We start from the raw sequence: 23561 nt of genomic DNA, 5'->3' as shown, positions 1-23561 counted from the left end.
GCTCCCGGAGCGCCACGACACGCCCGAATTCTGCGGAATCTCGACGCGTCCCGGTCGTTGGACATACCCGGAGGTTCACGCCGATTACCGAACAAAGCGTGCCAAAAGCGTGCCCGCGACCGTCGGCCACGCACCGGATGACGCAAGTACCAAAAGGCGACCCCCGTCACCGACGTGGCCGCATAGAAATAACATGACCAACTCACTAAATACAGACACAGCGGCCATATGGTTGACGCGAAAGCAAGCGGCAGCGTACCTGGGCCTGTCGGCCGGAACTCTCGCTAACTGGGCCAGCCGGGATGAAGGCATGGCGTACACGAGGCTCGGCGGAGGCCGAACGCTTTACCGCCGCGAAGACGTCGAGGCATGGATCAATGCCCAGCCAAAACGAGTGGCATCGTGAGCAGGGCGCCGATACCGCTGTGGGAGACCGGCCGGATCACCCTAAGCAAGGACGGAGAGGGACGATGGGCGGCTCGAACACGTTATCGCGATGGGGAAGGCAGAACACGCCAACTTCGGCGTACCGGCAGGACCAAAAGCGCGGCTGAGGCGGCACTGAAGCGTGCCTTCAAGGAGATGCACGAACTAGCGTTGTTGGCCGCCGAAACGACCGCGAGTGCCAGCAAGCTCACTGTTGGGGAGGTTGCCGAGGAATGGCTTGAACGACGAAAACCGGCGCCGCTTCCCAACCGGCACGACAACCCTGTTCTTGGGGTATCCCAGATTCCCAAACCGCGCAAAAGCCCTGTGGCGCTGAATTACGAAACGGTAGCGGCAGCTCACCGAGCAGCCGCCCTCCGAGACGTTGAACCAGGGATTGGAGGTCCCCGCCCGACCAGCCGCCTCGCTGACGTTGTGACCTTGCTCGCTGGCACTGGCCTTCGAATAGGTGAGGTCCTTGCTGTCCGCTGGGCCGATGTGGATTTGCAAAGGTCTCCAGCGGTTCTTTCTGTTACAGGTGGGCTCGTCGAACAAGGCCCACTCTTCTTCCGAAGCGAAACCAAGACTGACTCGAGCGTTAGGAACATCCAGTTGCCTGACTGGGTAACGGCAATGTTGAAGAGGCGCTTAGATAGTGCTCACGACGCTTCTGGTCCCGTTTTCCCGACGCGCAATGGCACCTATATGCGACCCTCAAACCTCCGGACGAACCTGCGAAAGGCCCTGAAAGCCGCAGAAATTCATGACCGGGTTACGCCCCATGCATTCCGAAGTACTGTCGCGACCTTGGTGGCCGAAGGCGTCAATGACGAGGCTGCGGCAGCACAACTTGGCCACGCTTCGCCGGATGTGACACGTACGTACTACATCCAGCGCCCAGACCTAGTGCCCGACTTCTCTGTCTTGCTGAAGCTCCTCGCACCCGCCCTCTCGGGCTCCGACAATGAGTAGCCAGGAGGAAGCCAAGACGGCCCGAGCGATTGCTCCGTTGGGGTGATCGAATCGACCCACTCCGCGCCGAACGCGGAAGCACCGCGGTAAGGGATCATCTTCCGGGGTAAGCGCTGGTGCACAAGCGCAAGTGCTTTGGGGCGGATCATCAACCCTGGAACTAAGGCTTGCGTCTGCTGACCAGCCAAGCGACCGTAGATGCAGCAATGCCTGAAAGTAGAGACACCGCGACCAAACGACGGTAGGTCGGAGAATCCGGGACACCGTTCCTACTTGCAGGAGATGACGTCAGCTCACCCGCCTCATCAATGACAGGCGCTTTGTCTTTCCGTAATTTTCGGAGAAGTGCATCGACGAACGAACCCGCGGCTCCAAAAAACCAGATCAGGCCACCACCCGCGATACCTGCCAAGGCGGACGCAACGAACAGGTCGCGCTGGACGGCCGCCTCGTGTCGCTGATCGACGCCAGTCAGTCGAAATCCTGCGGTTTTGTCAGCACTCTGAAGGGGAAGGTTCCACGTGGGGGCTGTCGGATCTTGCACTTCTGGGCTTGAAACTGTTGGCACGTACTCGGCTGGAAGGCCCTCAGGTCTGATGCTGACAATGGACTCAGCAGTCACAGATTCAATGTCCAGGACCTCGACAGGTAGTGTCAGGGTTGCGATACGAGGGAAGGTATACCGGTGCCGGGCGCCCGCGACGGCTTCAGTCGGAGCCGTCGTTTCTCCCTCGAGGGCAACGCCCCAGCCGATGCCGGCTTCTCCGACGGTTTGATCCGAGAAGTCTTGTTTGCTGATGACGGTCATAACGCAGTCATCGCTCAGGGAATACTCGAGTCCGACCGAACCTGCAGAAATTTCCGTATTCGACGGGGCTATTGGAGGACCGAATCTAAGCTCTTCGCCGTCACTCGTCCTGCGTAATTGAACGTCCTTCATTGCTCCACAGAACCCGATCATCAAGTCACCAGCCTGTTCCGGCGGGACAGCGGCGTCGACATCTCCCCTTAGGAACATGTCGAATGAAGTCAGGCCCGGAGAGGGCCGGAAGCTCAGCCCAACATCCACTCGAACAGGTGCCGGGGCCGATCCCTTTTTTACGCCCACAAAGATCGCACCAGGCATCTCCAGCGGAGGCACCGGAACGAAGGCTGGCTGGGAAAAGTGGAGGGCCACAAGAGTCGACACAATCGTGACACCGCCAGCTGCCGCCAGCTGCAACCGTTCGCCCGTATTCGCCACCCCAGCAGTCTATGCGTGCAAATTCGAAGCCTGAGACTGTTGCGTTGAGTACAACCGAAACATTTACAGGTTGGGCGATTATTTTAGAGAGGCCTATCCGGCAGACCGCAGAGCTACGGGGCAGACCCTATGCGAAGGAACTCCGAACGTGGTTTGTTTTCCTGGACCGCCACGACATCAAGTGGTTTGAAGCGAAGCAATCGCACGTCCGAACTTTTCAAACGTGGAGGGTCTATGACAAGAGAAATGTGCGACTAGTAACTGCGGCGACATGGAACAAGGGGTGATCACGGAGCACCGTGACCGGTTTGAGCCCCAATAGGGCGTTGCCGAAGGGCGGAATCAATACATACCCGTCGCATGCCCATGGGCGTCGGCGCGGTCCGACGTGACGTGATGAACCGGTAGATGACGCGGACAGCCGAACGACGACGCGAGAGTATCAGCTAACTTGAAATGAAGGAGCGGCTGATTCAGCGCTGACAGGGAGGTCGGATGGGTCCAAGAAGATGAAATAGACTCATCCTGCTCTGAATCTCACACCTGCCACGCCGTCTAATGAACGCGTACATTGCTGGGCGCCGTTGAAAGCTAGGATTCGACGCATGGATCTCAAAAGCATTGAAGGCAACGCGGCCCTGACGGACGACGCTGTCGTTTTGACCTTCGACCGGATGGTCTCCCTGACGGAAAAGAAGGCGGTCAGCCCCCGCGTCATTCCCTTCAAGCATGTGCGTGAGGTGGACTTCGTCGCCCCCACCATATGGAAGCCTGGCTACCTTCGCATCATCATGCGCGCGGACCAGGAACGAGTGAACTCATTGATACCGCCGACCCGGCCGGCAGCCGATAGGCGACCCCTTGGGAGCCTTTCGTGTTCATGAGCGGCAGCTCACCGCTGTACGTCTGAGATCCCTCGGGAGTCGTCCAATTCACCTTGGCGTGCATCGCATTGCCTGGAGCCAGAAACTCCACGAGGACGGTGTCAGGTTCTGCAGGCTCGGTCTGCCGGATGTTTGCCGACACCGCCTGGCTGACCACACCGACCGACAGGACGGTCACGCCGGTTCCAATCCAGAACCTCTGCTTAGCTGTGGGCATTGCCAGTCCTCCTCGTTGCCCTACGAGCGGGGCGCCACTATTCGGTCATGCGCAGCCTACCGTGGCCTTCGCCGTCGGCCGCATGGCCTCGACGTCGAGTTCCAGGGCCAGCTTCTCGTCCGCGGTGAGCGGCCGTACCGCCTTCTCGAACAGTGCCACGCCGGCGCTCCAGTTGCTCCATTGACCGTCGCTCCGCACATCGCCGCCGGCATGGGCAGCGGCGGAGATCAGGATGGCCGTCACGACCACGTCGTAGGGCCTGTGCTCGGTCTTGCAGAACGCGCGCAGTTCCGGGTGCTCCGGCTCATCAGTCCCGCGGAGGAAGAACGTCTCATAATCCTCGTCGGCGGCCTCGAAACCGTTCAGCCAGATACCCTCCTTCTCATCCATCCAGGGCAGCCCCTGGCCGCCCGGACCGCAGATCGTCACGGTGGTCGCGTCGATGATCTTCTTGGCATCGGAGATGACGGCAGAGGTGGCGGTCAGGCCTTCAAAGTAGTGGGTGGAGCCCATGGTGTGCTCCTCATTTTGCTCGGGTGAAGTGGTTGCTTCCTCTAACTTTCATGTGTGCGGAAAGGCGCCCATCTGTCACCCGGAGAGGGCCCTTCCTGCGGCCGTACACATGTCTAGTGGCCCAGAACCTGTCAACCAGAAAGAGAACCTATGAGCGCACCTGCAGAAGCCTCTTCAAGCAGCGCCCTGCCCACTCCGAGCAACTACCGCGCCCAGCAATCCGAATTCCTCGGCAACAGCGTCATTGAGATTTCAGTACCCTCGGGGCGCCTGATCGCCACCGATGACCTGCGTTTAGTAAAGCACTTCGACATCGAGGCGCCGCTTTCCATCAACTATGGATTTGGTCTTGATGTTTGGGCGAAGGAGTTCGCGGAGCGCGCCAATACCGCCTATGCCTTTGTCGGCAACACCTCTCCCAGCGTCACCCGCCGGCCCGACGGTTTGATCCAGGTTGTTACTCCCGCCTGGAGTGAGGGCGAGGACCCGGGTTTCAACGACGACGAGACCGTCATCACGAAGATCTGCACCGACCTCTGGGCGACGATGCTCACCGACTACCAGAACTGGTTGGATCACGCCGGTCCGGAAGTCGCCGCCGCCAACGCCGGCTCTGGCTTCGACACGTACACGGTCTTCGAAGTCACACCCGGCAAGTACCGCTGGACCGTTTACTCGCACTCTGACCGGTTCGACCGCGACAATCTCGGGAGAACCGTCTACGCCGAGCTGGAGCTTATCGAGGCTTACTAGGGTCCAATGAGAGCCGGGTTCTGAGTCTTGGGGCCCGGCTCTTGCCGCTATGCCGTCAGCCTCATCGAGCCCATGGGCGCCACGTGCTGGCCGAGGGCCTAGCCACGGACGCGGGCTGCAGCTACACCGGCCCTCGCTTCAAGGTCGAAGGGCGCCTCGCACACTACACTGCGGCGGGACTCCGCGGACACCGAATGGGATTACGCCGAGGCTGACAAGCTGGAACGCCCTCGAGGTCGAGGGCGTTGAGCTCTTCCGCATCGGCACCGCACCGTTCGAGTTCAACGACGACTCCGAGGAGATGCACGAGCTCGGCTACCGCGCCCACTTCGTCCCCGGCGGCGGCATCGTTGTCGAGAACCCGGCCACCCCGGTGACGCTGGCCGCGGACCGGATCTGGGATGACCGGCGCGGGATCTTCGGTATCTACGCGCCGGAGCGGCTCAACTCCTGGGCCGAGTACGCCAACCAGGTCCCGAACCTTGACCGGGTGTTCGCCTTCGCCGGCGTGGAGCGTCACGAGAAGGAGAAGCAGGAAGCCGTCGCTCCCATTGTGGATGCGTTCATGTCAGAGCGCGCCTCAAAACTCCAGACCGCGGGCACCGCCCGAGCCGATGAACTCACCGTTGGTGACGTCCTCGAAGCCGTCGACGCCCGCTGGTGGAGCCACTCTCCGGTCCGCGTCACCTACACGGTGGCAGCCATCGAAACCACGAAGGACGGCAAGCTCACGATCAGCTTCGTCTCCGAGAACGACCGCGACCGGACGCTCACAGTCCCGGCCGACCGCCGTTTCCTGAAGGCTGTCCTGTAACAATCGCAGCGCACTGTTAGCCTGTGACGTCTGCACATACCACTGGGGGATTCTTGAAACGCTCTGTCCTGACCGCTGCCCTGCCCGTCTTGCTTTCCGCGCTTCTGCTGAGCGGCTGCGGAGGCGGTGCCCCGGCCGCGGCTCCGAGCCCCTCAGTGTCGTCTGCGACTCCGTCGCCGAGTCCGACCGTCCCGCCTACGTCGACGTCGACGCCGACACCGACGCCCGCTGGGCTGCAGTATTCGCTCGACTGCACTGTTGATTCAGACTCTCGCACGACGATCACCGACTACAAGGCAGCCTGGGCGAAGCCGTTCGATCTCTGCACGGTCAACCATGCGTCCGGCACGCCGACTGCCGCGGAGAAAGCTGCCGGCACCGCAGAGAGCACCGACCCGGACGCCGCGAAGTACCTCTACGCTCTTTGTGCCACCACCGCTGGTCACTATTTCGAAGGTGAAGTCAGCGACGCCCAGGCCAAAGAAATTGCGGCAGCATTGACCCTCTGCCCTAAGCACCCCAAGCGGGCTGTAATGGAGGCAAGCGCTACCGCCGGCAAGGCCCTGGCGACCGATCAGGCCAGCGGCAAGCTCGTCTACACGGGCAAGTACCTTGTGGGTAAGGAAGTCCAGCCGGGAACCTGGCAGTCCCAGGGAGACAAGGTGGAGGACTGCTACTGGGAGATCTCCGATGCCAAGGGCAACATCATCGCCAACAACTTCATCAGCGTCTCACCGCAATTTACGATCGCTATCCCGGCAACGGCCTCCGGCTTCACAGTGAAGGGCTGCGGCTTCCGCTGGATTGGCGGGTAACAGGACCGGGTAGCACCGGAAAGGCCCGGAGGCCGACGTCTGGCGAATCCCCGGATCTTCCTCTTTTCGTGGGATCCCCGCTGTAGCCTGTGCTCAACCGCAGGATGGGGGAGCAATGGCCGGGAACAGCGCGCAGGTGACGCCAGGACTGCCGGACGACTATCACCCTCCGGTGCCGCCTGGCCAGGGCGGCATCACGTTCCCGCCCATCGTGCACAGACCGCCTGCATTAAGACCGCGAACCGCCGCGGGAGTCGGATCGATCGCCCTGGCCGTTGTTGAGCTCGTTCAGTTCTTCCCTACCTGGTTCGTTGCATTGACGGCCGGGTCCGGCGGTTTCGCGGCGCTGGCTGCCCTGCTCCTGGTGTCATCGTTGGGCAACTTCGCCCTCGGCATCGCACTCCTGGCCGGCCGCCGCGGCCGCCGACGACGGGCTGTACCAATTCTTGCTGCCGGATTCGCGGCCATGGCGATCACCCTCTGCCTGGCCGACGCCGTCTCAGTGGCCTACACACCGGACATCCTTGCGCCCACCCTGGCAGTCACGCTGGCTCCTGCGCTGGCAGTCCTCGTCCTGATCCGGGCCGCACTCAGGCGTGAGCCGGCCCAGGCCCCTTGCTGAGCCATGCTTCCAGACCATGCAAGAAGGCCCCCGTACCGGGAATCGGTGCGGGGGCCTTCTCAGGTCTACCTTTCAGGCGGCGGACGCGGTTTTCTTCGACCTCAATGTCTTCGAGCATCTCTTCAGGGTGGCTGCTGTAAAGGCCGGTGTCGTACATGTCCCGCATCTGTGAAAGCCGGTGCTCCGCCGCTTCCAGTCCCAGCTGGAACGGGCCACCGTCCCTGCGGCCGCGGGCCGTGGCTTCGTCGAGCGCGTGCTCCTGTGCATGGGCATTCGTGACAACCGGTGCGGAGGGTGCTTCAGCTACACGCTGGGGTGTCGTTGCCTTGAGCGGGCGCAGGCCGTCCTTGTAGCGCCGGATCTTCGACTCCTGGTGGTCAATGCTGTCGAGCATGTCCTCCGGGTGCCCCGAGTAGGCGTTGGCCTTGTAAGCGGCCTTCAGCTGTACCAGGCGCAGCCGGGTTGGCCACAGCGTAGGGCTAGCGGCACGGAGGAGGCGGGACCGGCGGCGGGAGGTCTGATTGCTCATGCTTCATTATGTGTGCGGAGCCCGCTCAAATGTCATCGGCGTCGTCCTGACGCCACCCACGGCTTGTTACCCATAGACTTCTGAAAACGTCCAGCCCACGCAAAGGAATCGACCAGCAAACCCATGGACAACTACGCGGAATTCCTGCGGCGGCTCGATGCCGCAGACGCCAGCCTGAAAGAGCGCCACAAAGCGCTCGGCCACGTCAGGGCGGTCGCCATGAAGGCGCTGGAAGAAAACGATTACGGCTACCGGCAGTGGACGCAACGTCAGGCCGAGGTGGAGAAGTTCCTTGAGGACGAAAAGCGGAATCATCGCGGGCTCCAGGATCTGAAGGCTGTCGCGGCCAACATGCAATCCGTGTTCCGGACCCGAAGCGAACGTGTGGGCGCACGTCTGGCCGCCGTGGACGCGCGAATAGCTGAGCTCGACGGTCCGCTTCACGACCTCAAACTCAGCAGGGTAAGGCTCACGACGTCCCGCAAGGTGGCTGAGGAGCGCGAGAAGCTCAGCCGGGCCGTACAAAATCTGGCCGGGACAACGGAAGGCGCCGACGCCACGGTGCCAAATGCAGGACTGAGCGATGACCTGAAGAGAGCCCGCGAGGCCGTTGTACTGGCCGAGGCACTCCTTGAATTGAAGGAGAATTAGGATGCCGGCAAAGCCCACAGAGCACTACATCGCAGGGTTCGGCGACAGCCAATGGACGGGGCTCCCCCTCAAGGACTCTGGCTCGATGTTCATCGGATCGGGTTTCCTGACCTTCCTCCTCTGCCTGTTGCTCATGATCTTCATCGTCCCGCTTCGGGACATGAGCGTCCTCGTAGGTGTCTGCACCTTGATAGCCACCATCGCGATGGTGGTCACGATCTCCACCAACGTCAAGCGTGACAGGGCAACAATTGCCGACATGGCAGCGCGGGTGAACGCCTTCATCCTCGAGCTGACCGGGGACCCGAACGCACAGGTCACGCGGGGCAAGATACGATCCCTGATCGAGGACAACCGGCGGGGGGTACCGCTCAGCATCAACGGCGTTCCCGGTGTCGAGGTCAAGGTTGTGCGCAAGCCGGACCAGGCGTCACGCATCGTAGCTCTGCTCACGCCGCCGGACTACGGTCTTGAGAGCTTTGATGTGCTCATGGACGCCGAAAGAAAAAGGCAGCCCTGACCCGGCCGTCAGTAGAGCCGGATATTCGGTTCCCGGTAGCCGCGTGAAGCGAAGCTGCCCGCCGTCGATCCAGCGGTTGTCTTTCCCCGGCCGGCAGCTACAGTGGCCGTGGCCATCCGGTCCTGCATCTTCCGCTGGTCTTCCACAGTTCCTGCTGGAGGTCGGAGAGCTCGCGTCGTCCTCGTCCAAGACCAGGACACCGAGTCGCAGACGCTCTGGCAGCTCATCGACCACCCGAGTACCAGGGTGGCCAACATCGCCCGAAACCGCTTGGGTCTGGCACTGCGCCCGTTGGAGCCCGTCCACGTCGCGCACATCCCCCTGATCGACCCGGTCACCGGACGGGTGGTCCAGCCGGAGCGGCGGCTCTTCCGGCTGCCTTTGCCTGCTCAGCATGACCCCGCGACCCTTCAACGGAACGGATCCCCAGGAGCCCCCCGCGCCTATGACTTGGTCGGCACCATCGAAAGCCCGCCGAACTGTTCCCGCCGCTGGGCGCCCTGGATCAGATGGCCTCCACCCCTTCAGGCACGGGGGGGCTGTACGAAGCCGCCGAAGACACCCGGGAACTTCTCGAGTAGGCCCGCACCTTCGCTGCCACCAGATGCTCCCGAACGAGTCGCCTAGCAGAGGGCCCACACCAACCCATCAACGGTGAGGGCCCTCTGTTCTGTCCTAGCGAAAGGTTTCTGGTGCCGGAGGACGGAGGCGACTAGTCCTTGGTGTCCTCGTACATGCCCGGTTCATCACCGAATACTGGCCCTGTTAGTAGGAGGCGATGGCGATCTCCTTGCTCGGGTTGGTGGCGAGCAAGGCTGCGATGATGGCCACACCGGCGACGATGTTGTCTTGGGTGTTGCCCAGGTTTAGCGGCCGGCCGACGAGCTGGGATGCCCACTCACCCGAGGTCGACATGACCTCCATCGTGCCGATCGCGCGACGACGTTCCAGGCAACCGTTTAGCCTTCCGCAGCCTCACCATCGACGCGACCTTCTGCATGTCCGCGTGTGTATGTGGTCTAGCTGAGCGCCCGGACCGAGGTGGAGGCCGTGGTCTGGAATCCTGTTCGGAGCCCGGTTGCCTTCACCATGATGGTCCTGCCGGCGTCGGAGGCGGTGAGCTTGTAGGACTTCGCCGTGGCCCCCGCTATCCGGACGCCGGAGCGGTACCACTGGTACGTGAAGGTGGTGGGCGTCGGCTGCCAGCCCCCGACGTACACGGTCAAGGTGGAACCGGGCTTAGGTGTGCCCTTGATGACCGGTGTCGTAACCAAGGTAAACGTGCCGGGGCCGATTTTCTTGGACTGCACAGCCGGATGGATCAGGCCGGGGCCGGCTTTGAAGCTGAGCACGGCGTCGGCATCGGCGGGGACTGGCTGATACGCCAGGGAGGTCGCACCCTTGATGGGGGTTCCGTTCCGGTACCACTGGGGTGCGGCCATGTCGTTGACGGCGTACTGGGTCAGCCCTGCTGGGACGGAAAGGCTTGCCGTCAGGTATCCGTAGACCTTGGCAGTCCCCGTGATGGTGACGCCGGGGGAGGGGAGCTTCACGGCGGGGACGCTGGCCCATGCCGACTTTGCCTCTGTGTAGCCGAACTCGCCCCAGAGCGAGGCGCTGGCCACGACCCGAATCTGTGCGCCGATGTCGTCCGCCGTCACGGTGTACGTTTGGCCCGCTCCGATGCGCGTCGTTCCGCGGTACCAGATGTACTTCCACCCGAGCAGGGGGCGCGGAGACCAGGTGCCGGGCAAGGCGAACAGCTGCTTGCCGTACTTCAGCTCCCCGGTGATGGTCGGGGCAGCGGTGACGCCGTATTTGGGCAGGGTGCCGAGGACGACCGTGGACGTGCCCAGGTTGATGACGCCGGGGGCCGAGATCACGATCTTCTTCGCGGAGTTGTAGCCGGCTTCGTCGTCGAAATTGCTCTTGCCGCCGTACCACTTGTCGGCATAGGTCAGTGGGTTCCGGACGGTCCCTGTTCGGGCGTCATAGAACCCTTCAGTATCCGAGATGCGCACCTTGTAGACGGTCGAGCTGTCTGCCTTGAAGCTGTAGCTGCCGTCTGCCTGCGTGGGCGTGGATTGGGCCCAATCCTGCCCGGACGATGCAAAGGGCTGGTCAGCGTCGGTGTACGGGCTGACCAAGAGGCCGGGGACCGGTTTCCCGTCAGGTCCGACGACCTTTCCGGTGATGATGGCGTCGTATGCCAGGGCCTGGGCCGGCGCCGCCCCGGCAACAAGTGCGAGCAATGCCAGGGTGGCGGTGAGCAGCCCGGCCACGGGCCGGGCGAGAGTCAAGGCTTTCAAGGTCCCCCCAAGGGAAATTCGAGTGATGCTCGAAGCTTAGCGCGGCTGCGCCTCCGCCTCCTGCAGACTCCTTCGTTTTGCGCGCCACGCCCCCTCTGGAAGTGGAGGCACGAAACGGAAAGAAACCTTATGACCATCACCGCAGCACCGGGCGCTTTGACTCCGCCGACGGCGGTGAGCGGCGGGGCCCGTTCCGCACACATGACTGGCCATGACTACCCTTCCGATACTTAGCCCGCCGAATACCGAGTGACCATTTTGGACACCCCGGAGGACCTCATGTGGTTCCACCTGGATTACGGTCCGTTCGAAGACGCCGACGGCAACGTCACGCTGCGCGCTGCGAGGAGACCATCACCGCCCCGCTGAAGGGCCTCTACCGGATCCAGCGCGTCGAGAACGGCGTCCCCGAATCTGGACCCGGTCTGCTACTGACGAAGGAGCAGTTCGAGGCCGAGTTCACCGAGCACGCAGAGCCCTACTTCGAGTACGGCGTGAAGTTCCTGCCCCGCCGCAACGACATCGTCATGCACGGCTCCCTCGAAGCAGCCAAAGCTGCCCTCATTGACGCGCCCATTCTGCGGATGTCCGGCGAGTACGGCATCGTCCGCCGCCTCATCCACGAACCGGGCGACTGGGAGCTCGTCCCGGACGCTGCCTTCAACCAGGCCGACGCCGCCTAGATTCGCCCGAGGCACCACAGGAAAGCCCGGCCAGCCCAAGGGATGGCCGGGCTTTTTCATGCCGGTGGGTCGGGTCTTGCCCCGCTAGGGCTTCTGGCCGGCGAGGACTTTCCGGGCGGCGTCCGCGCGGGCACCGGTGCAGTTCTTTGTGCCGTAGCCGCTGAGGCGGATGTCGGCGCCCATCGCTGAGGCCATGCAGTCGGCCAACTGTTCGATGCCCGGGGCCGAACGGCTCCCAAAGATGGCGTTCATCCGCTTTTCCAGCTGGTCCGGGTCCGAGGCGTACAGCTTGTACGAGACGATGTGCGCGCACTCGTGCAACGAAATGAACTGCAAGCCCTTCTTGTCGGCGATCCCGGTCGCCAACTGGATCTGATAGCTCGGATAACGAGCGTAGCTTGTCCCCGGGCCCCGCAAGGTGATGACCTGCTTCGGGCAATAACGCTTCATGTAGTCGTAGGAAGCTTTGGTGTACCCCGTGTACTGGGCTGGATCCACATGTTGGATGGTGGACGTGCTTGAAGTCCAGGCCCGCTCCTGGGCGCTGGCGGCAATCGTGACCCGGTACTTGCGCGTGACGGTGCCCGCCGTCAGTGGGGACTTCATCGTGGCCTGGTAGCCGTTGGACTTCTTGAAGGCCAGTTCCTGGAGAGTGACCCAGGTACTGCCCCGGAGTTCCTGGAGCCGGCCCGCGCGGTCCGACACTGCATTATCCAGCCGGTAAGTCTGGGACCACTGCGTTCCCGCAGCGACGCGGCCTTCCGCGGTGCCGAACGGCTTCATGTCCTGTGCAAAGTTGCTGATCGGCATGGACACCGAGGTCGACTGCCTCTTATAGGTGAGGGTCCTCGTCGGCGACGTGGCGATCGTCTTGCCGCCCCGGATCAGCAGAGCCCGGAAGGATGCCGCCCCTTCCGTCTTGAAGGTGTAGGCGGGGAAATACGCCGAGGGCTCGTAGGGCGCAAGCTGTGGCGAGGTCCATACGGTCTTCCACACTCCGGCATCCTGGCGCTGGAGGGCGAGGGTCGTTGCGGTGAGCCCGGAGCCCAGACCAGAGAACCGCAGCGTCTTGGCCGGGTAACTCGGGGAACCCGATTCGCTGAAATCGACCTTCGGTGTCGGCGCTACTGTTCCGGCGTCTTCCCACCACCTCCAGTACCCACTCCAGGCGACCTCGACGCCATTCTTCAGCGCTACAGCCCGGGCCCAGGAGATGCCCGTGACAGTAATTTTGTATGGTGCGATGACCGTGTAGGTGGCCTTTGTGGCCGCGGCCGGAGCCGTCCATTCCGACTTTTCGCCGTTTGCGTTCTCAATCTGCAGCCTGACGATGAGCCCGATGCCGTTCTTCATAGTAATGGCCATCGTCTTGCCCGTCCCCTGCACCAACTCAATGGTCGGCTCAACGGTCGCCTCGGCGGTGACGGCCTGTACCGGCCCCGCGGCCAGAGCCGGGCCCGCTGGCGTCAGTAGCCCGGCAGCTACTGCCAGCACAGCTGCCGCAGCCGCCACGGACCGGCGCAAAATCCCCCTGTTATTCATTTCCCCGACCTTGTTCGAAACCCGCGGGGGATGGCTATGGCCGGGATCCGGCCCGCGCGATTATTCCCCCACCGCAGACTCTAGCCGGGAACCGGGAGTCTTGTCCCTGTTTCCAGGCCGATGACGGCATCGGCCCGGTCCGCACACATGGGAGCCATGAGCACCGATGTGACCTTCCGCCCCTTCGCCTTGAAGCGCCCCTGCGGGGACTGCCCGTTCCGGTCCGACCGGACACCGTTCCTGGACCGAGAGCGCGCCCAGGACATTGCCGACTCCCTACACGCGGACGCCTCATTCCACTGCCACAAGACCGTCTCCTACGAATCCGAGGACGGCGCCGGGGAGGTCACCGGGGACTCCAAGCACTGCGCCGGGGCCCTGATCACCATGGAGCGCGAAGGCTTCGCCAACCAGATGATGCGCATCGGAGAACGCCTCGGCTTCTACGACCCAGCAGCCCTCGTCATGGATTCACCCGTCCACGACTCCCTGGACGCCTGGGTCGCCACCCACGGCAAGCCGGCGGGAGAACCGTCATGACCCGGATTATCGCCGAGGCCACCCTCCCGGTGCCGGTCACCCACATCTTCGTCGAGGAGAACCAGGAGACCCGGGAGCTGGGCATCGCAATGGTCGGCATCCGCCGAAACTGGGACGGCCGCATTGAACTGGGCAAGACCGGCATCATCACGCCCGGACCCGAGCACGCCTGGATCAGGTCGCAGGTCTGTGAAGCCCTGTTCACGGCGATGGGACCGCGCGGCCTGGACAGCTACACGCAGGTCCTGATCCGCACTTCTCCCGGCTGGTACGACGTCTGCGAACTGGCTAACACCGAGCTCGGCGGCGGCCGGGTGCTGGAGTAGCCCCGGTGACGACCCGCCCCAGCCACCTTCTCTACAGTCCCGAAAGGACCACCGTGTCAGCAACAACCATCACCGACCAGCTCATCGACGAACTCCTCGGCGGCCGCCATGCCGACGCCGCCCACCAGTCACTCATCGCGCTCGAGAACTCCGGCCTGATCCCGAAAGGCGCCACCGGCCTGGCAGTCTTCCGGTCGGTGGTCTCCTGGGAGACCTGGTACGGCTCCACCTCTGGCCCGTTCGGCGGCGTCGGGGGAGCGGCCATGACCCTGTTCCGGATGACCGCCCTGCACTCGGATGACGCCATGCTCCTGTTCGCCAGCACCCCGTTCAGCGACCAGTTCTACGGAGCGGCCCCCTTCAACGCCGAGGTCCTGGCCGAGCGGAACGTCAACGCCTTCACCCGCCCTACGGTGAGCCGCAAACGCTGACCCGAGACAACGCCTGCCGGCCTACTGGCCCGCGGAATCGCTACCGCCGAACTCATCGGCGACTATTAGACAGCAGCACCCGTAACCACTCACTATTTGGGGGACATCATGAAGAAACACCGCACTACAAGAATGGCCGGAGTCGTGGGGCTCCTTGCCGCCCTGGCCCTGACCGCTACCGGCTGCTCAACCGCGCCGGCTGCGGCTCAGCCGGTGATAAAGCCGAGCCAGGAGCATCAGAAGAAGGTTTCGGACTTCGACCCTGCGATGACTGTCCTTGACGAGGATTGGGTGCACGAGTTCGGCCAGGACCGCAAAGTCTCCACTCCGATCGCCAAAGCCGGACTCAAGATTCTGTCCATGATGTTCGATGAACACCCCGAGTACACGGTTGAAGGTTTCGTTCCCACAGACGGGAACTGGAACGAAGCCGCCGCGAAGCTAAGACCCCTCGTCGATGATGCGGCCTTCAAGAAGCTTGAGTCGGATTGGAGCTCTAAAAAGGAGCTTCCGGTCATGACCAGCTACCGTCTGGGCAAGGACGGCAAGCCGAACTACACCTACCACGCAAAATCGGGTCAGACGTGCACGGACACTGACAAGCCGTATGCAACCAACATGGAAATCGCCACGCTGACCGCGGGACCTGACGCGAACGGCGTCCAGGTTCCGGTTTTCACCGGCAACGTGACGCTCGTGGTCCATTGCCAGGAGGGCGGCACCCTCAAGGGCCAGATGTACACGTGGTTCCCGATGGTGAAGGCAGGGGATACGTGGCTAATGCGTGGCGAATACCAATCCAATCCAGCGGGGGCGTTTACGTTCGAGTAGGCAGAGGGGCGGGCCTCAGGTTCTGCAGCTGCCGAACAGGATCATGGAGGCCATCGTCACCTTCGCCCCGACCAAGACGCCAGAATTCGCCACCCCGGCCGCCGCCAAGGACTTCATGGGCACCGCCCGCTACGCCCAGCTGAAGACCCTGCTGCTCAGCCTGAGCTACAAGTAGGAACCCGCGACGGCAGGCGCTTCTCAGCGGGATAGGCTGGGGAGCGCCTGCCTCCGGCATGGGCCAACGACGATCTCTGCGCATGGGATCTGGCGTTCGCCCAAGCAAAGGAATTTCTTCCCGTGAGTCAGCTCGACCAGCCCGCCCCGCCCTCACCCACCCGGCGGCGGCCTAAACCGGTGGTCTGGATTGCCGCGGCTCTGATCCTCCTGGCCTTGATTGCCGGCACGATCGGTAGCTTGGCCGCACACGCCGACTCCGCGGACGCCCGGACCGAGCCATCGATCTCGGAAGCCTCCGAGCCCGCAGCGACCAAGGCGGCGCATCACAAGCCGAAGCCGGCACACACGAAGAAGCCGGCCGACGACACCCCTCCCAAGACCTACCGGTACACGAGCTGCGACCAGGTCTGGCTTGGCGGCCAGGGTCCCTTCAAGAAGGGCGAACCGGGTTACACCAAGCAGCTGGATCCGGACGGCGACGGAATCGCCTGCCCGTCCAGGCCGAAAGACTAGCCGGACGTGGGCGGGGGTCGATGCAAAGACGACGGGCGTCCCATCGAGCATCAAGGCATGATGGCACCTACCGAAGCACCACTGTTCTACAGTAGGCATTGAAGCGTCCGGATAGCGACATTGGGGGAACATATGGGATTTGTCCTGACCGCCGTGATTACGGCCAATGGTGAGGCATGACGAGCCCGCACCTTGACCAATGGCCTCCCAGCGGCCGGAGGTACCGCCGCTCAGAAGCAACGGCTTTTGTCGGAAATGGTGACGCGGTTTGGCAGCGCGCAGCTGACGAGGTGCTCAGGTGGAAGGTAAAAACCGCGAGTGGATTTGCAGTTGACTCCAAGAACCCGGTGTCGCCGGGCGCCCGTGTCGTCGTAACGGCGCACCCATGCGGCCTCACCGTTGTGGAACCAGTGGAGGTGGTATCCGTCGCGCAAGAGGCAGGAAGGAGCGGGTTCTCCTACCGCACCCTTCCGGGACACCCCGTCGACGGCGAGGAAGCCTTCATTGTCCACCGTCGCGGCGACGACGTGCATCTCACCATCCGCTCGCTCACCCGAGCGGCACAACGACAACCATGGCGGCTGCTCTTTCCGCTTCTCCTGCTCGCCCAATGTGTAGTCCGAAGAAGGTACCTCCGGGCGCTCCGGTGATGGCCGGCAAGGCTTCGGGCCACAGCCGCTGGAATGTGAGCCGTCGGGGTAGTTCTCTGGTAACCGAGCCAACACGGTGGAATCGCCTGCCCGCCCAGGCCGAAAGACTAGCCGGGCCGGGCCGGGCCGGTCCCTCTACGCATGGCTTGCCGCATAGAAGCATTCAGGACGATGAACTGGAGCGGCAATGAGCAACGCAATCACGGTTGGCCTGGTCGGCTGCGCCTCGCAGAAGCTGAAGCGCCCGGCACCGGCCCGCGAACTCTACGTCTCCCCGCTGTTCAAGAAAGCCTCCGCCTACGCAGAAGCAACCTGCGACCGCTGGTATGTCCTCTCAGCGAAGCACGGGCTGGTGCACCCGGACGCTGTTCTGGAGCCGTAAACATCCGCCTGGGCACGAACCACAGGTCCACGCCGCCGATCCATCAGTGGGGCGCCCGGGTCAAGGACCAGCTCGACGCCGAGCTGGCCGGCCTGGAGAACGTCACGCTGGTTACCTTGGCGGGGGAGCAGTACCGAGTCGCCGTGCATAACAGCCGGTGGCCGGTCGAAATCCCGATGAAGGGCCTCGGCATCGGCTGGCTGACCGGGCAACTCGCCGGTGAACTGAGCGATGGCCAGGCCAAAATCGACGCATGATTGATGCAGGAGCGGGACAATGAAAGACACCTCTGGCCCGGGCTCCTTGGCCCGCATTCCTGTTGGGGGAACCTTGAAATCACGCACCACCCGCCTGATGGCCGCAGCGACCCTGACGGGATTCCTGCTCAGTGCCTCGGCCTGCGCCTCACCGCCGGACACGAAGCCGAACGCCACACAATTGACAGCGCCGGCCACGACCGTGAGTCCTTTGCCGAGCGTCAGCGTCACAGCATCTGCAACGGCAACCGTCACCCCGTCACCGGCAGCCAGCACGGCAGCGGCTGTGCAGACACCTGCTCCGGCGTCCCGCCAGGCCGCCCCGATGCAGACGTTCACGTTCCCGGACGGCCACATCTCCTTCGACTACTTTGCGGGCTGGACCGTCACGGTCAAGCCCGGTCCGGTGAACAGCCCTGACGAGCAGAAAATCTCCTTCGAGGCGACCGTCAAGGATGAGACGGGCACGGTCCTGGCCCGCGTGTACAGCGGCAAGTACGGCGACGGCGCCTCCGCCACGGCCAAGCGGACCATCCTTGATCACGCTCCCGTGTCCGGCATCACCAACATGGCAGGGGAAGCCACGGAGTTCGGCTTCGCCTATGACGAGTACTTGGACGGCAGCTACAACTACTTCATGGACGTCCGGAATGCCAGGGAGTTCCTGGCAACGACCGACTCTTCAGGCTCAAACCAGATACTGCTGCCCAACAGGATCATGAACGCCTACGTCGTCCTGACCGATTCGCCCTCGACGCTGGCCTTCAAGTCGCCGGCCGCCGCGAAAGCCTGGATGGAAACCGGACGGTACGCGCAGCTGAAAACGCTGCTGCTCAGCCTGAGCTACAAATAGGCCATCAACAGGCAAGCCATATGCCTGTTGATGGTCCGCCTGCCGGATCGAGCCTCAGTCGTCGAAGGCGTCGGCCATGTCACCGAGCGCGAGGTAGTCGCCGGCGGCTACCTGGAAACCGTAGTCCGCCCAGTACCGCCGCAGCGCTTCCTTCGCGGCCGTGTGCTCGGGGCTGCCTTCTTGGGGTCCGTCGTCGGTGAGGACGGGGGCTGCCTCCAGTACGACCAGGGCGGTGGCCCGGCCCACGGTGTTGAGGATCGCCTTCAGGACTGCGTGCCCGAGCTTGTGGCCCCGGTACTTCGGGTCGATCCACAGGGAGGTCAGGACGAGGAGGTCTCCGCCGAGTTCCATTCCGGCTGCCAGCATGAGGTCCGGCCGCTCGGTGGTGAGCATCTCCGCGACGTTGGCCAGCTCCTGGTCGACCGCGTCCAGGGTGTCGAACAGGTCAATCAGGCCCGCGTCCGGCACGACCGCGAACCGGGCGTCCCCGATATGGACTTCCTCGCCGTCCCCGATGTGAATCCCCGCTTCGTCTTCCTCCCAGACGGTCCCGTCGACGGCGACCGACCATTTCATCGGATAATCCTCGACGTCGTGCTCGGTGCCCGGAATGCCCCGGTATTCGCAGCGGTAGTCGAACGTCATGTACTGGGGATCGAGAGCAACCATGAGGTGTCCTTCGGGCCGGGAGGGCGGAGCGGTCACCGGCAGTCTATGCCGACATCTACGAAGGCGGTGCCCCTGCGCCGCCGTTGTTTCCCTGCCGGGCCCTGCGCACCGTCCACAGGACGATGAGCGTCACTCCAATAACAACGGCCGCCAGCATCACGAGCCCAAGCAGTGGGACATCGAAGTCGCCGGCCGGCCAGCGTCCCTCCAAAAGCTCCTCCACGTTACCGGATCCCGATGATTCAGCCGCCTCGCTAATCCACAACTTCCACTCGCACAACTAGCTTCGTGAAATCTGGATCGATTCCGATGTCATTGCACCGGTAGAGCCAGCCGTGAGGTTCTATGTGCTCGACGAGCATCCCCGATGTGGCCTTCAACGACTCAAACCCGCCGCGTTTCCTCCCGGAGTCCCAGACGTTATAGAGCGTGATGGTGCCGTTGCTTTCAACAACCTCAATGTCGATCTCTGGAGGAGCGTTGTCCTGCCACAGGATGAGGGACGGGGAGCACCCGCCGTTGACGGCCAGGCTGCCTTCGGTCGCGATGAACAGTCCTTGCCGCCACTGGGCATTGACCTCATCGAAAACAACCCGGAGGCGCTGACCCGGACGTGCAGGAAAAGTGTGTACCCGAAAAACCGGCTCCCCGTTCGGTCCATGAATACTCTCATTGATGGTCTTGCCAGGAAGCGACCTGCTCTGCGCCGTCATGTCCTCGGCCCCGGATCGAATCGTGTCTCCTCAGAGGCCGTCATGACATCTGCGCGCCAACCCTCAAGCCTCATCGGTTCCCCAATCCCGTCCGGATGCTTTGCGCCGACTCTACCTGCCGGACGGCGAACACGCCTGCAGGTCAGCAGCCAGGCTTGCCATCGCAAGCGTGGGTGCCTCCGGCTCCTCTGACGGGTCGCCGAACCATTTGTGCCAGACCGTGGCCACAGCCTCGGGCGTGATGGGATCGCCGGCGGCAATCAACACCGCGAAGTCCTCCATCTCCGGGTCGTACTCTGTCTCCGGCGCCCCGTGGTCCATGATGCCGAGCAGGTCGTGGGCGTTGAGGCGTTCGGTGATGGCGGCCTTCAGTGCGATGAGTTCTGGAGCGTTCGCGGTCATGGCGCCAGTCTAGGAGGGAAGCTGCTCGAACCGGATATGGCCCCATGGGCCCATACCCATATTTCTGGATATGGGCTGGATCTTCAGGAGCCAGGCGCGCTGGATTCTGTCGTGAGTCGGTGGCGTTTCATCTCGGCGCCGATGAACAGCGTCCGGAGGCCCGTCATTTCTCTGCCCCCGATGCGGTTGAGCAGGTAGTCCGGCGGGAACGACTTCTCGAGCCTCCTCTCCAGAGGGTCCGGGCTGATCGTCCGTGCGGCAAAGATCCGGGTCGTGTCCAGCGCCCGGAACGCATCGATCGACATCACTGACTCCTCGACCCCGCCCCACAGGAGACGGTCGAACTGCTTGGTCCCGGTCCAGTGCGATTTGATGCGCCTGCGCATGTCGCCGGACTGGCCGACGTAAGCCTGCCGGTAGCCGTCCAGGACCATCACGTACACGCCTTCCTTGTCGTCCAGGGTCCGCAAATAGGTAACGGGGCGAAGGGACTTGTTCTTGCTCAGCATCTCAGCCAGGGCGTCCGCCGGTGCACTGGCGCCCGGCTTCAGCCCGGTGCCCCTGTTGGCAGGGGAGGGCAGGTAGCCGGCTTTCTCGCCCTCGACGATGACGGCGACCGCGTGGGGGTCGGCGAGATTGTCCGGTTGTTGCTGGAGCTGGGCCGGCCCCTCGTAGTAGCCGCGGGTGCCGAGACGGTGCCGGTCGGCCAGGGCAGCCACTGCTTCCTTGGTGAACGTCGTCGTTCCCGCCACCTCCACGCAGGCGTTCATCCCGCCCGTGTTTGAATGCGGAGTCCGGACGGAGACTCGGCCGGCTGGGAGGGCGTGGCCTTTGGCTCCGCCGCGGTTTTCGTGCCGAATGCCTGCTTGATCCAACTGCCGAACCCCGTACCGCCCCCTATGGCCTTGCCGCGGCGACCTGCCGCGCACGCCCGACTTTATCAAGGCGGCCGATCGTGGCCGCGGATCGAGACTTATCGAACCTGACGTCCCGGTCGATTGCCGCGTCATCAAAGAAAAATACAAGTTCTTCTGTTGGCTGTGCGGTTAGACTCGCGGCAGTTAGTTCGACGTGATCCTTGGCTGAAGAGGCACCATTGTGCCGAGCATCAGAGGGTTATGAATTTCGCATCGAGCAAAATGGGGGAATCTTTGTCGTACAAGTCCACGCACATCAGGAAATGGGTATCTGCTGCACTCGGTGCGGCCCTTCTCGGTACCAGCCTCGTCACCGGCCTCAGCGCCGCCAATGCCTCAGTACACTTCCCGGGTTACCTGAATGTGGCACCAGGCGTCACAGGCGGCTCGGGCACAGTGTCAATCACGGCGGACGGTTATGGCTACGTAGTCACCACCTACAGCGATCCGCGGTGTGTCGGACAGGGCGGCAAATACGCCAACCCGAACATGACTGCTTCCATCACCATCGGCTCAAATGTATATAAGGCGCCAAATGCGACGCAGTGGGACCGCGCACAGAGCAACGGCTACACCTTCAGTAATGTGACATGCAAGGACAGTGCCGGGAACACGATCTCCGGGGTGACCTTCAATGTGGAGGACTACCGACTGTCGTGGGGCATTGACTACTCCTGCCGCACCCCGGGCACTCAGGTAGTGGGCACCATCTCATTGAAAGACACATTTCCGCCTTCCACCACCATTCCCTCGAACGGGCCGCTCCCGGCCTCTTGCACGCCGGCGCTCACCTTCTCAACGACCCCGGTGCCGACAATCACGGGCGCGCCGAAGGTCGGTTCGACGCTAACCGCGGCCCCGGGAACGTGGGGTCCGGCTCCCGTAACCCTGGCGTATCAGTGGAAGGCCAACAGCGTTGCTATCGCCGGTGCTACCGCCGCCACCTACAAGCTCGCCGCCGCACACCTGGCCAAGACAATAACGGTCACCGTCACGGGCACCAAAGCTGGCTACGCCACCGCCGCCAAGACGTCCGCGGCCACCGCCGCGGTCGCCGCAGGCACGCTCGGGCCGGCTCCGGTGCCGACGATCACGGGAACAGCGAAAGTCGGATCGACCCTGACCGCGGTCCCAAGCACCTGGGGGCCGGCGCCGGTGGCGCTGACCTACCAATGGAAAGCCAACGGCGTCGCCATCACCGGCGCGACCGCCGCCACTTTGAAGCTCGCCGCTGCCCAAGCCGGCAAGACCATCACGGTCACCGTCACCGGCGCCAAGGCTGGCTACACGACCAAGTCGAAGACCTCCACAGCCACCGCCGCGGTCGCCGCAGGCACGCTCGGACCAGCACCGGTGCCGACAATCACCGGCACGGCAAAGGTCGCCTCAACACTGAACGCTGTCCCCGGCACCTGGGGGCCGGCCCCAGTGGCGCTGACCTATCAGTGGAAGGCCAACGGCGTCGCCATCACCGACGCTACCGCCGCAACCTACAAACTCGCCGCGGCCCAGGCTGGCAAGACCATCACGGTCACGGTTACCGGCAGAAAAACCGGCTACACCACCAAGTCGAAGACCTCCACGGCTACAGCACAGGTCGTTTGATGGAGTTAGTTCGACGTGGTGCGTGGCTGAAGAGGCACCACCGTAACGAGCATCAGAGGGTTATGAATTTCGCATCGACCAATATGGGGGACTCTTGTCGTACAAATCCGCGCACATCAGGAAATGGGTATCTGCTGCACTCGGTGCAGCCCTTCTCGGCACCAGCCTCGTCACTGGCCTTAGCGCCGCAAGCGCCGCTGCCAGTGCAGACTTCTCCGGGATAATCACCCCGGGGACCACCGGGGGAAGCGGGACGGTTACCTTCTCGTTCCCCCGGAAGGTAACGACCGCATACAACGACTCAAGGTGCGCACCGTTCTCGTTTATCCAGACGCCGCCGTCGGACCTGAGCGCTGTCGTGACGATCGGAGGGGTGGTGTACACATCGCCGGTGGTATCGCAATGGCCGGTGCAGTCTACGACGACCAAGCCCATAAAAGGATGCTTCGGGCCAGCACCCGTAGGGCAGCCCGTCGGGCAATACTTCCCAGACGCGGTAGGGACCGAGACTGACACCTTGCTCAAATGGAGCATGAACTACAGCTGCCAGGCCGCCGGAACGCCTGTCATCCTTGCGGACAGCCGCGGGTTTGGGTACACCACCTCCGTCCCCGCAAATGGCTCCCTCCCTGCTTCGTGCACGGCGCTCTCCACGCCGGTGCCGACGATCACGGGCACGGCGAAGGTCGGTTCGACCCTGACGGCTGTTCCGGGAACGTGGGGGCCGGCGCCGGTGGCGTTGACCTATCAGTGGAAGGCCAGCGGTGTCGCGATCACTGGCGCGACTGCCGCCACTTATAAA

General features: G+C 63.3%; 33 protein-coding genes and 2 pseudogenes. 22 read left to right on the top strand and 13 right to left on the bottom strand.

The window, feature by feature from the left end:
* Nucleotides 1–193 precede the first annotated feature (193 nt).
* Nucleotides 194–406, top strand: coding sequence for a helix-turn-helix transcriptional regulator (locus AC1DGD_RS19580; RefSeq protein WP_476857929.1), 213 nt, complete (start codon nt 194–196; stop codon nt 404–406).
* 185 nt (nt 407–591) lie between these two features.
* On the opposite strand, the gene AC1DGD_RS19575 is transcribed toward AC1DGD_RS19580, so the two are convergent.
* Entirely contained in the window at nt 592–981 is a 390-nt protein-coding gene (locus tag AC1DGD_RS19575) for a hypothetical protein (protein ID WP_476857953.1), read from the bottom strand.
* Here AC1DGD_RS19575 and AC1DGD_RS19570 point away from each other — a divergent pair.
* Nucleotides 862–1398 (top strand): tyrosine-type recombinase/integrase, encoded by a 537-nt coding sequence (locus AC1DGD_RS19570; RefSeq protein ID WP_476857951.1) that lies wholly within the window; start codon nt 862–864, stop codon nt 1396–1398. The two genes, AC1DGD_RS19575 and AC1DGD_RS19570, sit on opposite strands and share 120 nt — an antisense overlap.
* A 160-nt stretch (nt 1399–1558) precedes the next feature.
* Here AC1DGD_RS19570 and AC1DGD_RS19565 read toward each other — a convergent pair whose 3' ends face one another.
* The gene (locus tag AC1DGD_RS19565) at nt 1559–2641 is read right to left on the bottom strand and encodes a hypothetical protein (RefSeq protein ID WP_476857928.1); all 1083 of its coding nucleotides are present in this window, start codon (nt 2639–2641) and stop codon (nt 1559–1561) included.
* Between the two features lie 605 nt (nt 2642–3246).
* Between AC1DGD_RS19565 and AC1DGD_RS19560 the strand changes: the two genes are divergently transcribed.
* Entirely contained in the window at nt 3247–3525 is a 279-nt protein-coding gene (locus tag AC1DGD_RS19560) for a hypothetical protein (RefSeq protein WP_476857927.1), read from the top strand.
* A 262-nt stretch (nt 3526–3787) separates the two neighbouring features.
* Here AC1DGD_RS19560 and AC1DGD_RS19555 read toward each other — a convergent pair whose 3' ends face one another.
* Entirely contained in the window at nt 3788–4255 is a 468-nt protein-coding gene (locus AC1DGD_RS19555) for a hypothetical protein (RefSeq protein WP_476857926.1), read from the bottom strand.
* A gap of 150 nt (nt 4256–4405) precedes the next feature.
* On the opposite strand from AC1DGD_RS19555, the gene AC1DGD_RS19550 reads away from it, so the two are divergent.
* The 4 genes from AC1DGD_RS19550 to AC1DGD_RS19535 all read left to right on the top strand — a co-directional run bounded on the left by AC1DGD_RS19550 (nt 4406) and on the right by AC1DGD_RS19535 (nt 7259).
* Nucleotides 4406–5008, top strand: a complete 603-nt coding sequence (locus tag AC1DGD_RS19550) for a hypothetical protein (RefSeq protein ID WP_476857925.1) — start codon at nt 4406–4408, stop codon at nt 5006–5008.
* Nucleotides 5009–5309: 301 nt separating this feature from the next.
* Nucleotides 5310–5822, top strand: coding sequence for a hypothetical protein (locus AC1DGD_RS19545; protein ID WP_476857924.1), 513 nt, complete (start codon nt 5310–5312; stop codon nt 5820–5822).
* A 53-nt stretch (nt 5823–5875) separates the two neighbouring features.
* Nucleotides 5876–6637 (top strand): hypothetical protein, encoded by a 762-nt coding sequence (locus AC1DGD_RS19540; protein ID WP_476857923.1) that lies wholly within the window; start codon nt 5876–5878, stop codon nt 6635–6637.
* 115 nt (nt 6638–6752) lie between these two features.
* The gene (locus AC1DGD_RS19535) at nt 6753–7259 is read left to right on the top strand and encodes a hypothetical protein (protein WP_476857922.1); all 507 of its coding nucleotides are present in this window, start codon (nt 6753–6755) and stop codon (nt 7257–7259) included.
* Here AC1DGD_RS19535 and AC1DGD_RS19530 read toward each other — a convergent pair.
* Nucleotides 7228–7788 (bottom strand): hypothetical protein, encoded by a 561-nt coding sequence (locus AC1DGD_RS19530; protein WP_476857921.1) that lies wholly within the window; start codon nt 7786–7788, stop codon nt 7228–7230. The two genes, AC1DGD_RS19535 and AC1DGD_RS19530, sit on opposite strands and share 32 nt — an antisense overlap.
* Before the next feature lie 123 nt (nt 7789–7911).
* Here AC1DGD_RS19530 and AC1DGD_RS19525 point away from each other — a divergent pair, with 123 nt between their 5' ends.
* Both AC1DGD_RS19525 and AC1DGD_RS19520 read left to right on the top strand, forming a co-directional pair.
* Nucleotides 7912–8439, top strand: a complete 528-nt coding sequence (locus tag AC1DGD_RS19525; RefSeq protein WP_476857920.1) for a hypothetical protein — start codon at nt 7912–7914, stop codon at nt 8437–8439.
* A gap of 1 nt (nt 8440) precedes the next feature.
* Nucleotides 8441–8959 carry a hypothetical protein gene (locus tag AC1DGD_RS19520; protein ID WP_476857919.1) on the top strand — a complete coding sequence of 173 codons (519 nt, stop codon included), beginning with the start codon at nt 8441–8443 and terminating at the stop codon, nt 8957–8959.
* Between the two features lie 765 nt (nt 8960–9724).
* Here AC1DGD_RS19520 and AC1DGD_RS19515 read toward each other — a convergent pair.
* Entirely contained in the window at nt 9725–9874 is a 150-nt protein-coding gene (locus tag AC1DGD_RS19515; protein WP_476857918.1) for a hypothetical protein, read from the bottom strand.
* A 104-nt stretch (nt 9875–9978) separates the two neighbouring features.
* Nucleotides 9979–11268 (bottom strand): hypothetical protein, encoded by a 1290-nt coding sequence (locus AC1DGD_RS19510; protein WP_476857917.1) that lies wholly within the window; start codon nt 11266–11268, stop codon nt 9979–9981.
* 281 nt (nt 11269–11549) lie between these two features.
* Here AC1DGD_RS19510 and AC1DGD_RS19505 point away from each other — a divergent pair, with 281 nt between their 5' ends.
* Nucleotides 11550–11951, top strand: a complete 402-nt coding sequence (locus AC1DGD_RS19505) for a hypothetical protein (RefSeq protein ID WP_476857916.1) — start codon at nt 11550–11552, stop codon at nt 11949–11951.
* 84 nt (nt 11952–12035) lie between these two features.
* Here the strand turns inward: AC1DGD_RS19505 and AC1DGD_RS19500 are convergent, their stop codons facing one another.
* Nucleotides 12036–13493, bottom strand: a complete 1458-nt coding sequence (locus tag AC1DGD_RS19500; protein ID WP_476857915.1) for a hypothetical protein — start codon at nt 13491–13493, stop codon at nt 12036–12038.
* A 156-nt stretch (nt 13494–13649) separates the two neighbouring features.
* On the opposite strand from AC1DGD_RS19500, the gene AC1DGD_RS19495 reads away from it, so the two are divergent.
* The 10 genes and pseudogenes from AC1DGD_RS19495 (at nt 13650) to AC1DGD_RS19450 (ending at nt 18453) form a co-directional block, all read left to right on the top strand.
* Nucleotides 13650–14033 (top strand): hypothetical protein, encoded by a 384-nt coding sequence (locus AC1DGD_RS19495; protein ID WP_476857914.1) that lies wholly within the window; start codon nt 13650–13652, stop codon nt 14031–14033.
* A complete protein-coding gene (locus tag AC1DGD_RS19490) occupies nt 14030–14359 on the top strand; it encodes a hypothetical protein (protein WP_476857913.1) in 330 nt (109 codons plus the stop codon). The genes AC1DGD_RS19495 and AC1DGD_RS19490 overlap by 4 nt, the downstream gene beginning before the upstream one ends.
* 53 nt (nt 14360–14412) lie before the next feature.
* Nucleotides 14413–14790 (top strand): hypothetical protein, encoded by a 378-nt coding sequence (locus AC1DGD_RS19485; protein ID WP_476857912.1) that lies wholly within the window; start codon nt 14413–14415, stop codon nt 14788–14790.
* 108 nt (nt 14791–14898) lie between these two features.
* Entirely contained in the window at nt 14899–15621 is a 723-nt protein-coding gene (locus AC1DGD_RS19480; RefSeq protein WP_476857911.1) for a hypothetical protein, read from the top strand.
* A gap of 43 nt (nt 15622–15664) precedes the next feature.
* Nucleotides 15665–15796: a hypothetical protein gene (locus AC1DGD_RS19475; RefSeq protein WP_476857910.1), complete on the top strand. Its 132-nt coding sequence runs from the start codon at nt 15665–15667 to the stop codon at nt 15794–15796.
* A 122-nt stretch (nt 15797–15918) separates the two neighbouring features.
* A complete protein-coding gene (locus tag AC1DGD_RS19470; protein ID WP_476857909.1) occupies nt 15919–16311 on the top strand; it encodes an excalibur calcium-binding domain-containing protein in 393 nt (130 codons plus the stop codon).
* 176 nt (nt 16312–16487) lie between these two features.
* Complete coding sequence (locus AC1DGD_RS19465) at nt 16488–16961, top strand: DUF1990 family protein (RefSeq protein WP_476857908.1); 474 nt, start codon at nt 16488–16490, stop codon at nt 16959–16961.
* Nucleotides 16962–17148: 187 nt separating this feature from the next.
* Nucleotides 17149–17343 (top strand): DUF6884 domain-containing protein, encoded by a 195-nt coding sequence (locus AC1DGD_RS19460; RefSeq protein ID WP_476857907.1) that lies wholly within the window; start codon nt 17149–17151, stop codon nt 17341–17343.
* A pseudogene (locus tag AC1DGD_RS19455) lies at nt 17274–17480 on the top strand (hypothetical protein); the annotation flags it as partial. The gene AC1DGD_RS19460 and the pseudogene AC1DGD_RS19455, both read left to right, overlap by 70 nt.
* A 139-nt stretch (nt 17481–17619) precedes the next feature.
* Complete coding sequence (locus tag AC1DGD_RS19450) at nt 17620–18453, top strand: hypothetical protein (protein ID WP_476857906.1); 834 nt, start codon at nt 17620–17622, stop codon at nt 18451–18453.
* A gap of 54 nt (nt 18454–18507) precedes the next feature.
* Here AC1DGD_RS19450 and AC1DGD_RS19445 read toward each other — a convergent pair whose 3' ends face one another.
* From AC1DGD_RS19445 to AC1DGD_RS19425, 5 genes are all read right to left on the bottom strand, one after another.
* Complete coding sequence (locus AC1DGD_RS19445; RefSeq protein WP_476857905.1) at nt 18508–19122, bottom strand: hypothetical protein; 615 nt, start codon at nt 19120–19122, stop codon at nt 18508–18510.
* A gap of 55 nt (nt 19123–19177) precedes the next feature.
* The gene (locus AC1DGD_RS19440) at nt 19178–19345 is read right to left on the bottom strand and encodes a hypothetical protein (protein WP_476857904.1); all 168 of its coding nucleotides are present in this window, start codon (nt 19343–19345) and stop codon (nt 19178–19180) included.
* Between the two features lie 31 nt (nt 19346–19376).
* Entirely contained in the window at nt 19377–19835 is a 459-nt protein-coding gene (locus AC1DGD_RS19435) for a hypothetical protein (protein ID WP_476857903.1), read from the bottom strand.
* A gap of 111 nt (nt 19836–19946) precedes the next feature.
* A complete protein-coding gene (locus AC1DGD_RS19430) occupies nt 19947–20237 on the bottom strand; it encodes a hypothetical protein (RefSeq protein WP_476857902.1) in 291 nt (96 codons plus the stop codon).
* A gap of 83 nt (nt 20238–20320) precedes the next feature.
* A complete protein-coding gene (locus AC1DGD_RS19425) occupies nt 20321–21007 on the bottom strand; it encodes a GIY-YIG nuclease family protein (protein ID WP_476857901.1) in 687 nt (228 codons plus the stop codon).
* Nucleotides 21008–21355: 348 nt separating this feature from the next.
* Here AC1DGD_RS19425 and AC1DGD_RS19420 point away from each other — a divergent pair, with 348 nt between their 5' ends.
* On the top strand, nt 21356–22759 hold the full coding sequence (locus AC1DGD_RS19420; protein ID WP_476857900.1) for a hypothetical protein: 1404 nt from the start codon (nt 21356–21358) through the stop codon (nt 22757–22759).
* Nucleotides 22760–22819: 60 nt separating this feature from the next.
* Here the strand turns inward: AC1DGD_RS19420 and AC1DGD_RS19415 are convergent, their stop codons facing one another.
* Complete coding sequence (locus AC1DGD_RS19415; RefSeq protein WP_476857899.1) at nt 22820–23194, bottom strand: hypothetical protein; 375 nt, start codon at nt 23192–23194, stop codon at nt 22820–22822.
* An 82-nt stretch (nt 23195–23276) separates the two neighbouring features.
* Here AC1DGD_RS19415 and AC1DGD_RS19410 point away from each other — a divergent pair.
* Nucleotides 23277–23561 (top strand): annotated as a pseudogene (locus tag AC1DGD_RS19410) (carboxypeptidase-like regulatory domain-containing protein); the annotation flags it as partial.

This window comes from Arthrobacter sp. 05T45 (assembly GCF_056395875.1).
This window is presented reverse-complemented; position numbering and strand designations above follow the sequence as displayed.